Raw genomic sequence first — 15,557 nt, 5'->3', positions numbered from 1 at the left:
TATTTTTTAATGTTCTATAATGGTTAAATTGTTAAATCCATCATCAGGATTCGTAGGATCTGCAGGGTTAGTAGTCACTCTGAGTGCTACAGAACCACTTGATACCAGATTATGCCAAAGCCTGGTTGCGACCTTTTTTCCTGCTGTTAAAGTAAGAGTCACAGTACTTGATCCTCCGGCCTGGGTAGAACGAGTGGAATTGGCATCATCGGCAGTACCGGTCATAGATTGTCCGAAAGTTTTGTAAACAGATGCCAGTACTGTGTTCGTTGTAGTATCGTAAAATTGTGATTCTACTCTGGATCCGTCATTAATTACGGCTCCATTAAAGTTAAATGTTAATAGAAAGGTATAGGTACCATCACGGGGAGCGGTAAAAATACCTGAAGAAGCATCAAAGCTGTTACTCATGTCCCGCACCACATTCCAATTGTTGATATTGGTAGCTGAATTTTGTATGATGGATTGAGTGGCTATTTTACGGGCTACTACTACAGCTTTTTGAGGAGCTATATAAGCTTTATGCCAAACCACTCCATCTGAAACTTCAATTTTGGGCCCTACAGGGATATTGGCAACATCATACCTCACTGCTCCTGCACCGGCATCCACAGCAGTCATTGTAGTAGTGCTGAGACCTAAGGCATTTTCGGTTCCTGCAGATCTCATATCCAATTTTACCTGAGGATTAAAGACTCCCACACCAACAAAGCCTGTTGTTTTGTTAATAATAACATCATTGGCAACCTGTGCTGCGGTTGGATTTCCCGTAGCGGCATTGTCTTTAGCACCATCTACATGTAAAGCCCCCTGAGGATTTTTTAATCCTATCCCTACTTGGGAAAATAATGGATTAACAGAAGAATAAAACACTCCACAGGAGAGTATCAGAAAACGTATTCTTTCTTTCATTTGTTTGTTTTTTTAAAGGTTGAATTATGGTAAAGCCTTGATAATACTAAAATCAGTTATCTGATACAGTCTCAATCGAGAATAAATTCCCAAATAAAACCGGTATTTCGCAGGTTACAATATTTTCGGTGAACTTAAAATGCCTGACAAACTATTATAAAATAGTTTTTTTGGTGCATTTTAAGCTTCATATCTCAATTTTGTGTTTTTCATATTTCAGTAGGGCCAAAATTATCATATACACCTCATATATAACGCCTTAACCCAATAGATATAATTCGAAAACAAATTAGATGTAACTCTAGATATCCATAATGGATCTTATTAAATGAATTGCTCCCGCAAGCAGATTTTTTATCTATAAACAGGCTTTTCTATAAGCCCTGAGAAATATCAGAGCAGATATTCCTATAAACTTTCGTATTTTTATGGATTAGAATACATTTTCTGCCAGCTCAATGCAGCAAAACCCAACACGATTATTCATGAAAAAATTAAATCCAGGTTATTTCGAATTCTTCTTTTTCAGGTATGGATTCATTGTTATCTTTATTCAAATAGTTTCAATATCGCTTTATTTTTTTACCGAAGAAAAAGATCCTTTCAATTTGGCCTGTTCAGCTATTCTATGTTTGCTGTTTCTTGTTTTTGTATGTTCATCAGATTATTGGATCCTGAAAAAAAACCTTTCTCTTGCCAATGTTTTTCTAACTGATAATGGTCTCATCATTAATGAAACCCCTTATCCTGCTGAACAGATAAAAGAAGTAGCCTTTATGCCTGTACGACATGCTTTGAATAAATTTCCAGCCTATTTCATTGAAATTACAACCCATGATGGCGCTGTTTTTTATTTTCTTGAAAAAAGTATGGGCTGGGACTTTGAATCACCTACCCTAAAATTATTGAATAAACATCCTTTATTTTCTTCAAAAACAAAAGAAAAAAGTGAGTCTTCAGAAGGTTTTTCAGCGTTTAAAAAACAAAAGCAATCATCCCAAAAGCTAACCGAAAAATAAATATTATATACTAAAAATTCTCAATTATGAAGCTAGAATTATTTCAAATAGATACCTTTACAGAAAATATTTTCCAGGGAAATTCTGCCTGTGTTGTTCCGTTGAAGACCTGGTTACCAGACGAGGTTCTCTTAAAAATAGCCCGTGAAAATGCTGTAGCAGAAACTGCTTTCTTTATTGATAATGGCAATACGATTCATCTGAGATGGTTTACTCCTGAAATAGAAATGGATTTATGCGGACACGCTACCCTTGCCACAGCTTATTGCTTAAGTTCCATTTTAAATTATCCGAACAGCAAATTCGTTTTTGAAACCTTGAGTGGCGAGCTTACAGTGGATGTAAAAGACGGGCTTTATTATATGGATTTACCTTCAAGAATGCCTGAACCATCTACTCTTCCGGATACAATCATTAAAGCTCTTAGTATACAGCCTAAAGAAGTTTTCAAATCCAGAGATTATGTACTGGTTTATGAGTCTGAGGAAGATATTAAAAGGATCACCGTTGATAAATCTATTCTTGATCTTATCAATCTTGATCCCGGAGGTGTTGTGGTAACAGCGGCAGGTACAGACAGTGATTTTGTTTCAAGGTATTTTACACCGCAATCGTCTATTCTTGAAGATCCGGTAACAGGTTCTTCCCATTGTTCTCTTATTCCGTTCTGGTCTTTAAGGCTTGGAAAGGATAAGCTTTTTGCCCGCCAGCTGTCAGAAAGAGGCGGCCAGCTTTATTGTGAAAACAAAAATGAAAGGGTGATTGTAGCAGGAAAAGCCAGAACCTATTCCATGGGACATCTTTGGATAGAATAATATTCTGTGTCTCAATAATTGTCAATTCATTCATATATAAATAGCACCATGATTATTGGTGCTATCTTTATTTTCTACACTGCCCGTTCACTTTTGTAGAAACTGTGCTTTGCCTTTTTACGATCAAAAACATTGACCATAGATTTTCAACAGCCGGATCATTTATGCTGCTCTTTTAGTTTGTAAATCCAAAAAAATGTAGTTAATTTGCAAAAGATACTAACTAGTATGTTTTATGAAAAAAGCTGAACTTACACGATTAAATATACTACAGAAAGCCTATGAGCTTATTTATACAAAGGGATATCAGGCTACGAGCATTGATGAGATTATTGCTACAACAAAGGTAACCAAAGGGGCTTTTTACTATCATTTCAAGAATAAAGATGAAATGGGTATTGCCGTTGTTAATGAAGTATTGAGATCGGCATCTATAGGATCTGATTTCAGATTGTCTGAAATCATAAACCTGGATCCTGTAGAAACAATATACAATATGATGTATAAGCTGCTTATGGAGAATAAATTTATGAAAGTGGAATATGGATGTCCTATCTCCAATCTGGTACAGGAAATGACGCCATGGCATGAAAATTTCAGGCAAGCTTTAAAAAAAGAAGCTGATGAATGGGAGCACCGTCTCATCACAATATTGGAAAACGGAAAAAAGCATTCTTTCATACGAGAGGATGTTAATACAAAGCAGGCTACATTTTTTATTCTTTCCGGTTATTGGGGGATACGCAACTTTGGTAAGCTCCAAAACGATCAGTCAGTTTATATATATTATCTGAATGAATTAAAAATTTTCCTGAAAAATTTAAGATAATTTTTTTCAATCAAAAGCATACTAAATAGTATGTTTTGAAATTTAATTAATACATTATCAAATAATTACAAACATAAATCAAATTACTTTTCAATGGAAATTATTTTACCGGCATCCGGCATTTTAAGCAAAAGTGAAATCAAAAAGTTCAAACTCATGCTTATACAATCTAAATTACAGGAAAACATTAATACAATATTGCTTTCTGTTGGCTTAAAAAAATATGCAAACACTGATATTAAAGATATTGTCATACCAGATTCCTCGCTTGCAAAAAAAGCTGTGAAAGAGGCTCAGGAGCACTGTAATCCTGCCCTGTTCTACCATTCATACAGAACCTATTTCTGGAGCTGCGGGTTTGCTATATCCGAAAATCTGAAAGTAGATACTGAATTGCTGTTTGTTTCATCTCTCCTGCATGATATAGGATTAACGGATAATCACAATCATATATGTTCAAAACAATGCTTTGCAAATTACGGTGGCGAGTTCAGCCAGCAATTTTGCTTAAAACACAGTCAGGATAAAAAGAAAGCATCTGCAGTGAAACAAGCTATTGATATGCATCTGAATCCTATTATAAATAAATCTAAATATGGAAATGAAGCTTACAGCCTTTCTAAAGGAGCGGCTATGGATGTTATTGGAGCCAACAGATTCCAGTTGGGAAAAAAATATATCGACGATGTAAACAGGCAGTATTCCAGACAGGGCTTTAAGGAAGATATTTTAAATACCATGGAAAATTTCCACCACAAAGAAGGTACAAGAGCCAATATCCTATACCATATGGGGTTTGCAAAAATGGCCAATAAAAATCCAATGAATAAGGAATAAATCTCAAATCTTTGTAAAATATACAAATCTCTCTCATTGGGAATATGCTTTTTGTAAACAACAAAACATTTTTCTATCAGAGAGATATTTTTTAGCATGAACAGATCCTTAACCAGTATCCCTTTTTAAAAATAGATAAAGTGATCCTCAAGGTACTATCAACATTATTTTTTCTTTTGAAATAACAGACGAAATATCAATTTTCAAATCTTTAAATGACTAAATTAGCACTGAATTAAAATGCGTTAAGATTTCTATGAAAAATATATTCGGGATGTTGCTTCTTTCCATGGTGCAACCTATACTGGCCCAAACGAAACTGGAAAAAGCAATCACAAGTCTTGAAGATCATTACGAACAGGAAAAAGTATATGTACTTACCGACAAATCACAATATGCCGCAGGGGACAAAATCTGGTTCAAAAGCTTTGTATTTGATGGATATAACCGTTCTGCCTTATCTACTACCCTATTTGTAGAATTGTACAGTTCTGATAAAAAATTAATAGACTGGAAAACGGTGCTTCTCACTAATGGAGAAGGCAGCGGAGATTTTCAACTGAAAGAAGACCTCCCGGAACAGGTTTATTTTGTAAGAGCTTACACACCTTATATGACCAACTTTAGTGAGGATTTCCAGATCGTTAAATCTTTTCCAGTGTACAATCCTAACTCTACAGAGTCATTGGTAGTTTCCAAAAGCTCTGACTGGTCTGCAAAAGCTTTTCCGGAAGGCGGCAATTTCATTAACGGTATGCCTACGAAATTTGCCGTAAGATTAAGTAGCAATACTACATTACCGGAAAACTGGTCCGGAAAAATAGTAGATGCACAAAACCCTAATGTTTCTATCACTACCTTTAAATCTTTTGATAAAAATGTGGCTTCTTTTACCCTAACTCCTGCTTCGGGAAAAAAATACCAGGCCATTATTCAGGATAATATAGGGAAAAGCAAAACAATAGATCTTCCGCAGGTTGCAGACAGTGGTATCCATTTAGAAGTTAACAGCTCAAAAGAGGGAATTAAATATACCTTAAAAGGAGTTAACCTAAAACAGCAGCTTCAAAATTATAAAATTGTAGGAACCATCAATAATCATCTTGCCTACAAGGCTACTATTAAGCAGTTGAACAATGAAGCTTCAAGTCTTATACCTACCAAAGTGAGTAATGGTGCTAACGGGGTTTTTCAATTAGCTATTTTTGACGATCAGGATAATCTGGTTGCTCAAAGGCTGTGTTTCATAAAGCCTAATGATTTAAAGATTGCAAAAGCTGAAATTATAGGTCAGAGCATCAAACAAACTCCAAGATCTTTCAATAGTATTGATCTTTCCCCGGAATCCTATTTTAAAAATTACACCGTACTCGTAAGTGAGGATGATGGAACCCAAAAGCCTGAAGAAGACAATATTTTAAGTGGACTGTGGCTAACAGGGGACTTTACAACAAAAATAGACAGCCCGGCCCAATATTTTTCTAAAAATGCAAACAGTGAAGCCTTAGATGCTCTTCTTATTTCTGAAAAATGGAAAAGATTCGACTGGAATTCTGTGTTGAGCGGAACTGTACCAGCTATTAAAACCCAATCTCAGAAATTTCTTTCCTACAAGGTAAAACCTGTTAAGAATAGTTCCCTGATGCCTAATTCCAGTGTGATGTTATTATTGAAATCAGGTAAGAGTGAACCCATTATCAGCCCGTTTCAAACTGATCAAAGTGGATATATTTATTTAAATAATATTAGCAATGATGAACCTTTAACGGTTTCCTTATTTGCCAATTCAGAGAATGGGAAAGAATCAAATGCTGATAATTTATTTGTAACAGCTGAACCATTGGTAAATCCTACACAGTTTACCGGCAATTTCCCGGAAACAAAATATAAGCTGGTAAAAGCCAATGGAAACAAGACGCTTCCAACAGCCATTTCCAAAGCTATCAATACCCAGAGGAACAATAAAAAAATTGAGGGTGCCGAAGTACAGGAGATTAAGGAAGTTGCATTAACAGGGAAAAAGAAAGACCCGAAAGAAGAACTGGACAAGCAGCTTTCCACCGGAATGTTCAGCTCTATGAACTCTACGATCTTTGATTTTGTGAATGAAGATCAGCAAACCAACGGGGCGATCAATATATTAGACTGGCTACAGGGAAGAGCTGCCGGCTTAACCTTTCAAAAAAATAATTCAGGGATAAGTGTCCCTTATATCCGTGGGCAGCAGGCTAAGCTTTATCTGGATGAAATCCAGACAGATCCTACCATGATCTCTACCCTGCCTATCAATAATATTGCTATGGTAAAAATTATGAAAGGAGCAGGATTAATAGGCGATGCAGTAGCTATCTATACCATGAAAGGCAATATGAAATCTAAAAACAACGGAAAAGAAGCTCCCAAGAATAATTCAGCGGTGATAAAAGGCTATGATAAACCTTCAGAATTTCTTGTTGAAATGATAGATGAGGATGCCAAAATTGAAAATGACACCCGCGAAACTCTTTACTGGAATCCTAATTTATTTGACAGCGATTATGTTCCGCCAAGGATTAAATTCTTCAATAATGACAGTGCAAAACAGTATAAAGTAACCATTATAAGTTTTGATGAAGATGATAACCTTCTTTATGACCAGCAAATCTTTAAATAACAGAAAAGCCTTCCAATGATCCTGGAAGGCTTTTTGGTCTTGAAGCTGGATGCAGGGAAAAGGAAGTTATGACAGCTATATTGAATAGATATTTGTCTGCTTTACTCTTCACTTCTGACTTTGGGGAATTTTGGCGAAACTGTTTTTTGAAACGTAAAGGATAATGATTCTTCTGTTTTATATTAACCGAGCGAAGATGAGTGACAAAGTCGCTGATGCAACGATATGGATATGTTCACTTAGAAAAATCAATGAAGTTGATTTCCTATTCCAAAAAAACAGGTTTTTTCAAAAGAAAACATCAAATATTCCGTTTAATTCTTAAATTTAAACAATGCAAAAGAATCTTTATCTCATCGTCATATTATTTTCTCTTACCAGCTGCTATACTTACCAGGTAAAAAAGCAAGCGAATACATCAACTGGCAATAAGCAGGACCTTAAAAAGACTTCAGCTTCCGCCAATATGGCTTCTTCACCAATGAAAAATACAGCCGCTGAAATTCAAAATATGAGTTCTCAGCAAGCTCCCGTACCCATCAATATCCAGGAGAAACTGTCTCCCAATAAGAATGTTAAAATTGACGTTGACGGCAAGAGTTATAAAGTTATCGTTGACAGATGGGAAGGTGACAGCCTGGTAGTACATCCTACTCATAATGCTAAAAAAACACTGAAGTTCCATAAGAACCAGATCAATGGTGACAAAATTGCGGAAAAACGTTTTTCACAACCCATCGCTGATATTATTACCGTTCTTGCTTATGCCGGAATTGCTGCCGGAATATATTTTCTTGTGCGCTAATTTTAAAGTTAAAATTTCCTGGTTTTACAGTGCATTTATGGCTTTTTTGTATTGGCTCAAAGTCAGGAAACTTTGCATAGTTTTTTGAAACGCAAAGAATGAGTGATTCTACTGTTTTATCTTAAGGAAGCAAAGGTGAGCGACAATGTCGCGGATGAAGCAATATGGCTATATGTACGCTTAGAAAGAATCAATGAAAGTTGATTCCATCTTTGTTCCCTTAAAATATTACAATTATGTTATAAAATCTTTGCGTTATTAAAGCAATTTGTTTTTGTTATGGCTATCCAATTATTATAACTTAAAATAATTTCCAGCCTCATTCTTCCAACCCCCAACCTCTAAACCTTCTCCCCTCTTCTTTCCAGGATAAGATGTGCTGCATCCAGCATTTTTATCAGATGGATATATGGATTGATGATATTCTTTTCTGGCAAGTTCTCATCAACACCCAAAAAATCTTTTCATGGAGTTGGAGGGAAACGTCTCCTCATCAAATCTTGCAGAAAGTAAGGAACTGTCCCTACTTAAGAACACCTGTTCCAAGCAATAAAAATAAAAAGCATCATTGTTGTAATGATGCTTTTTATTTTTAACCCTATTCTACAAACCTCTACTCATACTTGGAAAAATCCACGGCAAAAATACATCGATTCACCTGGCTTCCGTTCTGCGCTCCTGCATTGGGTTCATATTCCGTAAGACTCCACAAATAGTTGTATTGGGATTCGTAATAAAGGGATTCTGCGCCATAAGGCCATCGGTAGCGCACGGTATCATCGGCTCCGTCCGTATATCTTGCCAACCTTGCATTGGAACCATAAGAATTGCTTGGAGATCCGGTGCAGGAAAGCCATGTTCTGTTTCCTTTTCGGAACACGCCCTGAATGCCATGGGCATGATTATCAGTAAAAAGACTGTTTTTGGGAGTTACACTTACAATTCCTGAGTTTTGAAGTGTTCCACCAGCATCAATAGGGAAACCAAAGACTTTAGGAACAATAGAAGCATCGGCACTGCCTGCATAGTATTGACCAGTCCAGAGCTGGGTTCCTTCATCATTCACCTGTATAGTAGAGAAAGGGCTGGCATTATTGATCTTCTGATATCCTGTCTGGGGTAATATATACCGATAGTTGAAGGCAAATAAATTACCATTGGCATCTTTACCGCATTTATCATTGGTAGTGTCTCCTGTACTGACCTCGATAATTTTATCCAGATCAAATACACGAACGCCAAGGCTGGTGCTGCTGAGATATACTTTCCCTTTAAAATAGGCAATACCGCCGGCATGTACTTTGAGTGGAGCATAAGAACCATATTGAGTATAATTGGTGATGTTAGTTGGAATATCAGGCTGTACCAGCAGAATATGACGATATGTGAGGTAAGTACTTGAACTTGGGCTGATGTCTATCAGTGTAATGCGGGAACCTTTATACTCAGCGTCATCTTTCGCATACCAGCTCACCAACAGATACCGAACGCCATCTTTGGTAAATCCAGCAATGCCCTGTGGACGCCAGATGGAAGTAGTTTCATCATCAGTATTCCAACGGATTCCTCTTACCCTGTTTTCTTCCGGAATATTGAAGCCATAGACTTCTGTGTACGCATTTCCACCAATGGCCTGACGGTTTTTGTTAACCTGAGCCGGATTTAAAAAGCTAAAGCCAGAATTGATATAAGCACTTGTGTCTACAAAAGGATTCACACTTACCTCTGCAGCTGCTGTTCTGTTCTTATTCCCTGGAGACAGAAGTTCTTCTTCCATGGAAGCTGAAGTTAGCTGATTATCCTGGCATCCTATCCCTGTTACTGCCAGCATAAGCATCCACCCTAATATTTGTTTTTGAATCATGGTTTAAATTTTAGAAATAATACCCTTACTCATTGTTTATAAATCGCATACTAAACTACCGGATTCTGTTTTCATGGGAATTACCTCAGCATTAAATGTGTATTACATTTTATGGTTTCTCCATGCTATTCCCTTTCTGATAAATGCGACATACAATCCTTCTTTTCGGAGCATATTATTTAATTATATTTGAAGATCAAATTACAAATCACTCAAAATGAAAGATATAACCCTAAGACCTACTGTAGTAACAGATTTAGAAACTCTTTTTCAAATTCAGCTTGATGATGAAGCGGGCTACCAGGCAGCATTTACATCAAAGGATTCTCAGAACAAAGAAGCCTATCTGACCAAATATACAAGACTACTCAATGACCCCACTGTAAACAACCAAACTATTATTGTTGATGATGTTATTGCAGGAAGCATCGCCAAGTTTGTAATGGAAGGTGATGCAGAAATCACCTATTGGATTGATAAAAAATTCTGGGGACAAGGAGTTGCCACCACCGCATTAAAAGCTCTTCTTACTCTTGAAAAGGCCAGACCTATTTTTGGGCGTGTTGCCTTTGATAATCTGGGTTCACAAAAGGTTCTGGAAAACTGTGGCTTTATCAGAATTGGTACAGATAAAGGTTTTGCCAATGCCAGACAAGCGGAAATTGAGGAATATATTTATAGACTGGATATCTAATTTGGATAAAACTATGGTGCTAAAATCCAAACCTCTATTTCAGATAAATTTCCAGCTCTCCGAAGTCTCCTGACTTTGGAGTCTTTTTTGAAACGCAAAGAATGAATGATTCTACCGTTTTATTTTAGGAAGCAAAGAGAAGCGACTGTGTCGCCGATGAAGCATTGTGGTTATCAGTACGTTTAGAATATGATATATTAGTAATAAAGCTTTGTGTTTTTAAGACAATTTGTTTTTTGTGGTGACCTTCTGCTATTATAACTTAAAAACAACTTCCAGCATCCCTCTTCCTGCTTCCAGCCTTTCTATTTTCCAGTCTTTATTTTCTAAAATTCCTCTGTTCTCCGAAATTTCCTGACTTTAGAGTCTTTTTGAAACGCAAAGAATGAATGATTCTACTGTTTTATCTTAGGAAGCAAAGAGAAGCGACTGTGTCGCGGATGAAGCATTGTGGCTATCAGTACGTTTAGAATATTATATATTAATAATAAAGCTTTGTGTTTTTAAGACAATTTGTTTTTTGTGGTGAACTTCTGCTATTATAACTTAAAACAACTTCCAGCATCCCTCTTCCAGCTTCCAGCCTTTCTATTTTCCAGTCTTTATTTTCTAAAACTCTATTGCCCTTCTTTGAGCTGAATGTTTCAAGCATAATCTTTTTTTGCTTATTTTTACATAAAATAAATAAAAATAACATATGAAAAGAGTCGTATTAACCGGGCTGATAACTATGGGAGGATTTCTAACGACAAAAGCACAATGCAAAACTGAATCTACCATCATAGAAAATTTTGATACATGGAAGGATATCAATAAATGCTGGACTGCACAGGCAGGTGGAAAGACTATGCTTTATGCTAGTGATAAAAAGATTATATTTTATTCTATGAACAGCCCGAGGGAAAATATGTATTTGGTGACTCCAAAAATTAAAGAAGGAAACTACAGTCTTACTCTTGACGTTTCGGATAACGGAGGAGAAACCACTTTGGAAATTTTTTCAGTAGGTAATACTTCCGATCAAAAATCATATGTTTCAATCGCTAAGCCATCCAAAATAACGGGAGATAAAAAAACATTTAATATTTCTATAAAAAAAGAGACTCATTTAGGTCTGAAAGTTTTATTGAACGGGATCCATCAGGCTGTTTATCTGGACAATTTTTCTTTGACAGCAAAAAAGTAAATGACTAAAGCCGGAAAGGCTTATATTCATCTATGAAAAGATTGTTAAGGATTCTCTCCTACACTCCGAAGTTCAATGGCTTCGGAGATTTTGTTTCAAGCAAACAAAATAACAATTACAACAACAACTTAACGAGGATGTTTATTCAACGGAATTGTTTCTTCTTCACTCAGCTCAATCAATCGAACTTAAAAAAGAAATATACTACCGCTGCCCATTCTTTTTTAATACCTTTTGCATAACCAATGGTACTTCTGCTACTGTTTTCTACAGTTCCATCATCTTTAATATAACCAAGGGTTGAACGGCTGCTGTTTTCCACCGTACCATCTTTTTTAACGTATCCTACTGTGGAGCGATTTTGGTTTTCTATGGTTCCATCACTTTTGATATATCCTATGGTTGAGCGGTTTTTATTTTCAATCGTTCCGTCTTGCTTAATATACCCTACTGTAGAACGGTTGCTGCTTTCTATGGTTCCATCTGATTTGATATAACCTGTGGTGCTGCGGTTTGCTGATTCTATAGTCTGTGCATTTATAGTGAAAATACTGAATAGAAGAAGGCCAATGAATAATGTTTTTTTCATGATTTTAAAATTGTAATAATTTGTTATACAGTAATTTACAAAGCTACCACTCTATTCAAAATCCCATTCTTTACTGAACATTTGGGTATCCTGATTGATGACTTCAAATAGATCATCCAGTTTTTCTTTGCCGTGAATATTTTCTAATTCCAGCCATTCTGCTTTTGATAATGGTAAAAAGGCTAAAGTATCGGATCCGTCGCTTCCCTTACAGAATCTGATTTCATAGTCCGGCTGTAATACTCTATTTAAGAAAATGAGTGTAGGATCCCGATCCATAACTTTTTCAGTGAAGACTTGGTCTTTGTATTTGATGGTAAGGAGAAGCTCATCTCCGCTATAGCCCATTTCAGCATTCAGAGTGCCTGTATTAATGCATTTCTCGCAGTATTCAACTATGGCATCATCTTCTTCCCGCCAATCTACCCAGAAGATCAGCTGGCTATTAAGTGCACTCAGTTCTTCAAAACTTTCTGTTTCAATATATTTTTTCAGGGTATCAGCTTTGTTCATTCTGTGATTTTAAAGATTAAATATACAATTTATATAAATCTACAACTCTATAAAAAAATAGCGCCACTTAAAATAAGTGACGCTATCTATTGAGAAAAGACTAAGATTACCAATGTTTTAACCCTCAATATCGGTAACCATTGAATTTATCGTTTGATAACTTTTACTGTTTTTACAAAGTCATTAACAGCATTTATTTTAACCAGATAAATGCCAGATACGAACCCGGAAGCATCAATGGTTCCTTTTGTATCATTAATTGCTTTAGTAAGAATCAGCTGTCCTGCCGCATTGTAAACCGTTACAAAAAGAATCTTCTGATCGTATGAGACCGTAAGGATATCCTGTACCGGGTTAGGATAGACTTTCAGCTTATCTTCTGTCTTTCCTGAAACTTCTGCAACCGCTAAATTACTTGTAGGGCAACCAACAGGTACAAAAATAGATTTTGAAATAGTAGTACCATCTCCCAGCTGCCCGTATTCATTACTTCCGGTAGCTGATAAAAATCCATCATTATTTATAGCGAATGTAGTATATGGCCCTGCTGAAACTATTTTTCTATCAGTGACGGTTCCAATTTGTGTTGGAACAAGTCTGTCTGCTCTAGTTCCATCACCTAACTGTCCTAAGGTATTTCTGCCCCATGCCCATAGTGTTCCATTGGTTTTGATTCCTACAGAAGAATTAAAATGGTTAGTCGCTACACTTTTCCAGTCCGTTGCGGTTCCTATTTGTATAGGAATACTTCTAAGAGTTTTGGTTCCATCACCTAATTGTCCTTCGAAATTATCTCCCCAGGCCCAAAGCGTTCCATCTGTTTTTAGAGCTATAGAATGATAGTTTCCTGCACTCACGCTTTTCCAATCCGCAGCAGTTCCTATTTGAGTGGGAATTGATATTGTAGTTGAGGTTACAGTTGAATTTCCATCACCTAAGCGTCCATAAGCGTTGCTTCCCCAGCCCCATAGTGTTCCGTTTGTTTTAATGGCAAGAGTATGTCCGTAGCCAGCTGTTACTATTTTCCAATCATTTGCTGTTCCAACTTGTACAGGTACAGTTTTAAGGATAGTGGTACCATCTCCTAACTGACCAGTTCCGTTATATCCCCAAGCCCATAATGTTCCGTCTGATTTTATTCCTAATGTATAATAATCCCCAGTAGAAACGCTTACCCAGTTTGTTTCTGTTCCTACTTGTTCTGGAGTAATTCTCTTAATTTTAGTTCCATTACCTAATTGTCCATTTTGATTATCTCCCCATGTCCATAGTGTTCCATCTGTTTTAATGGCAGCAGTATGACTATCTCCTGCAGATACCTTCAGCCAATTATTGTCGGTTCCAATTTGTGTTGGAGTATTTTTTGAAACTGTTGTTCCATCTCCTAATTGTCCCGCTAAATTCTCTCCCCAGGCCCAAAGTGTTCCATCTGTTTTTATTCCTAAAACAAAGAAAGAACCCGAACTCACAGTTTCCCAGCAACCTGTTGCAGTGGTGGTAAGCGTTGTAAAAGATCCACCCGATACCCAATCACCCTGACTGCTTCCACAATTAGATGCTACCCACCAGTAATAAACAGTGTTAGGTAATAAATTGGTCAAATTTGCTGTTTTAGAGGAGGTCGTTCCCTGTATACCTCCAATAAATGGACTTGTACTATATAAGTAATAGTACCCCGCATTAGGAGTTGGGTTAGATCCTGTCCAGTTAATAGTAGCTGTTGCAGAAGTTATATTAGTTGTTAAAAACTGTGTAGGAGGAAGACAATTTAAAGGGCAACTCAAAGAGACGAAAGTACTTTTCGGATTATTTGTTCCGTCTCCTAACTGTCCATAACTATTATCTCCACACACTTTTAAAACTCCATCGATGTTTTTTACAAGAGTATAATACATCCCGGAAGACATCAATATATTATCTGAAGAAGAACCCACTTGTGTAGGAAATAGTACTGATCCACTTGTTATATTACCTAATTGACCAGATTCATTGGCTCCCCACGACCAAAGTGTTCCATCAGTTTTGTTAGCAAAACTAAAATTATTACCAGCACTGATACTTTGCCAATTGTTTCCTATTCCTATTTGGGTTGGAATATTTTTACCAACAGTAGATCCATTACCTAACTGCCCATTGGCATTAGCACCCCAGGTCCATAATGTTCCATCCAGTTTTACTCCCAGGGAATGAGATGCTCCGACATCAATATTTCTCCAATTTGCAGCTGTTCCGATTTGGGTAGGAACATTCCTTGCTGTTGTTGTTCCGTCTCCAAGCTGCCCGCTGTAATTAGATCCCCATGCCCACAGTGTTCCATCTGTTTTGATGGCAAGATTATGTTGATAACCTGCGGCAATACTTTGCCAGTTTGCTGCTGTTCCGATTTGGATAGGAGTAATTTTTTCAGCAACCGTTCCATCACCTAATTGTCCGGAGGCATTATATCCCCAGCTCCATAATGTTCCATCTGTTTTTAACCCTATAGAATGATAGCTTCCTGCACTTACGCTTTTCCAACCCGCAGTAGTTCCTATTTGAGTTGGACTCAATTTATCCGCTTTAGTACCGTCTCCCAGCTGTCCATAATCATTATTTCCCCAAGCCCATAACGTTCCATCTGTCTTGATGGCAAGAGTATAAGTATCTCCGGCTGCTATTCTCAGCCAATTATTGTCTGTTCCTATTTGAATAGGAGCATTTCTGTCAATTGTAGTTCCGTCTCCGAGTTGACCATTGGAATTACGTCCCCATGCCCATAATGTTCCGTCCGCTTTTAAACCTACCGAATGGAAATTACCTGCACTAAGGCTTTCCCAGCAGCCTGAAGACACCGCAGTTTGT

14 protein-coding genes are annotated in these 15,557 nt (G+C 36.9%); 8 read left to right on the top strand and 6 right to left on the bottom strand.

Annotation, left to right across the window (positions count from 1 at the left end):
* Positions 1–6: 6 nt before the first annotated feature.
* Complete coding sequence (locus BBH99_RS09930; RefSeq protein WP_066695099.1) at positions 7–912, bottom strand: hypothetical protein; 906 nt, start codon at positions 910–912, stop codon at positions 7–9.
* Positions 913–1,397: 485 nt separating this feature from the next.
* Here BBH99_RS09930 and BBH99_RS09925 point away from each other — a divergent pair, with 485 nt between their 5' ends.
* From BBH99_RS09925 to BBH99_RS09900, 6 genes are all read left to right on the top strand, one after another.
* Complete coding sequence (locus BBH99_RS09925; RefSeq protein WP_066695098.1) at positions 1,398–1,931, top strand: hypothetical protein; 534 nt, start codon at positions 1,398–1,400, stop codon at positions 1,929–1,931.
* 26 nt (positions 1,932–1,957) lie between these two features.
* On the top strand, positions 1,958–2,746 hold the full coding sequence (locus BBH99_RS09920) for a PhzF family phenazine biosynthesis protein (protein ID WP_066695097.1): 789 nt from the start codon (positions 1,958–1,960) through the stop codon (positions 2,744–2,746).
* A 235-nt stretch (positions 2,747–2,981) separates the two neighbouring features.
* A complete protein-coding gene (locus BBH99_RS09915; RefSeq protein ID WP_066695094.1) occupies positions 2,982–3,575 on the top strand; it encodes a TetR/AcrR family transcriptional regulator in 594 nt (197 codons plus the stop codon).
* Positions 3,576–3,668: 93 nt separating this feature from the next.
* Entirely contained in the window at positions 3,669–4,412 is a 744-nt protein-coding gene (locus tag BBH99_RS09910; protein WP_066695093.1) for an HD domain-containing protein, read from the top strand.
* A 256-nt stretch (positions 4,413–4,668) separates the two neighbouring features.
* Positions 4,669–7,065: a hypothetical protein gene (locus BBH99_RS09905; RefSeq protein WP_066695092.1), complete on the top strand. Its 2,397-nt coding sequence runs from the start codon at positions 4,669–4,671 to the stop codon at positions 7,063–7,065.
* A gap of 334 nt (positions 7,066–7,399) precedes the next feature.
* Entirely contained in the window at positions 7,400–7,870 is a 471-nt protein-coding gene (locus BBH99_RS09900; protein WP_066695090.1) for a hypothetical protein, read from the top strand.
* A gap of 613 nt (positions 7,871–8,483) precedes the next feature.
* On the opposite strand, the gene BBH99_RS09895 is transcribed toward BBH99_RS09900, so the two are convergent.
* Positions 8,484–9,734 carry a hypothetical protein gene (locus BBH99_RS09895; protein WP_123873102.1) on the bottom strand — a complete coding sequence of 417 codons (1,251 nt, stop codon included), beginning with the start codon at positions 9,732–9,734 and terminating at the stop codon, positions 8,484–8,486.
* Between the two features lie 217 nt (positions 9,735–9,951).
* On the opposite strand from BBH99_RS09895, the gene BBH99_RS09890 reads away from it, so the two are divergent.
* Positions 9,952–10,428, top strand: coding sequence for a GNAT family N-acetyltransferase (locus BBH99_RS09890; protein ID WP_066695088.1), 477 nt, complete (start codon positions 9,952–9,954; stop codon positions 10,426–10,428).
* A gap of 481 nt (positions 10,429–10,909) precedes the next feature.
* On the opposite strand, the gene BBH99_RS22380 is transcribed toward BBH99_RS09890, so the two are convergent.
* A complete protein-coding gene (locus tag BBH99_RS22380) occupies positions 10,910–11,080 on the bottom strand; it encodes a hypothetical protein (protein WP_165601908.1) in 171 nt (56 codons plus the stop codon).
* 45 nt (positions 11,081–11,125) lie between these two features.
* Between BBH99_RS22380 and BBH99_RS09880 the strand changes: the two genes are divergently transcribed.
* Complete coding sequence (locus BBH99_RS09880; protein ID WP_066695084.1) at positions 11,126–11,614, top strand: hypothetical protein; 489 nt, start codon at positions 11,126–11,128, stop codon at positions 11,612–11,614.
* Between the two features lie 178 nt (positions 11,615–11,792).
* On the opposite strand, the gene BBH99_RS09875 is transcribed toward BBH99_RS09880, so the two are convergent.
* The 3 genes from BBH99_RS09875 to BBH99_RS09865 all read right to left on the bottom strand — a co-directional run.
* Positions 11,793–12,203: a 5-fold beta-flower protein gene (locus BBH99_RS09875; RefSeq protein ID WP_066695082.1), complete on the bottom strand. Its 411-nt coding sequence runs from the start codon at positions 12,201–12,203 to the stop codon at positions 11,793–11,795.
* A gap of 51 nt (positions 12,204–12,254) precedes the next feature.
* A complete protein-coding gene (locus BBH99_RS09870; RefSeq protein ID WP_066695077.1) occupies positions 12,255–12,716 on the bottom strand; it encodes a hypothetical protein in 462 nt (153 codons plus the stop codon).
* Positions 12,717–12,862: 146 nt separating this feature from the next.
* Positions 12,863–15,557, bottom strand: a 2,695-nt coding sequence (locus BBH99_RS09865; protein ID WP_066695075.1) for a T9SS type A sorting domain-containing protein, incomplete at its 5' end; no start/stop codon positions are given.

The organism is Chryseobacterium contaminans (assembly GCF_001684955.1).
Lineage (GTDB): Bacteria > Bacteroidota > Bacteroidia > Flavobacteriales > Weeksellaceae > Chryseobacterium > Chryseobacterium contaminans.
This window is presented reverse-complemented; position numbering and strand designations above follow the sequence as displayed.